Source organism: Methylobacterium sp. WL18, assembly GCF_008040015.1.
Classification (GTDB): Bacteria; Pseudomonadota; Alphaproteobacteria; order Rhizobiales; family Beijerinckiaceae; genus Methylobacterium; species Methylobacterium mesophilicum.
On sequence record NZ_VRVD01001315.1, the window covers coordinates 1 to 474 of the forward strand.

Genomic DNA, 474 nt, shown 5'->3' on the forward strand with positions numbered 1-474 from the left:
GCGGGGTGCCGTGCCGCGACGGGATGTCGTCGGCGTCGACGATGCCGACCCGGCCGCCCGGGCGCATCGCCGGGGCGAGGTTGTGCAGCAGGCCGAAGGGCTGGGCGATCTCGTGGTACATGTGCACGAGGATGGCGGCATCGACCGAGTTCGGCGGCAGCCGGGGATCGTGGGGCTCGCCGCGCACGACGGTGACGTTGTCGAGCGCCGTCACGCGCTTTTCGAGGCTCGCCAGGTAGGCGGGGGTCACGTCCTCGGCCAGGACCTTGCCGCGAGGACCGACAAGCGGGCTGAGGCGCACCACGTAATAGCCGCTGCCGGCGCCGATATCGGCCACCGTCTCACCCGGGGCGATGCCCATCCCGCGGGCGACCGCGTCGAACTCGCCGGCCTTGTCGCGTGCGGCCTCCGCCGACCATTGCGGCGCGACGATCTCGGCCACGGGCCGGTCGGGCTTGGGGAACGCCCCGGCGG

General features: G+C 73.6%; 1 protein-coding gene. It reads right to left on the minus strand.

Features of this window, described 5'->3' with window-relative positions:
- Positions 1 to 474: methyltransferase domain-containing protein (locus FV228_RS32500; RefSeq protein WP_147858035.1), on the minus strand; the 474-nt coding region annotated here is incomplete at both ends.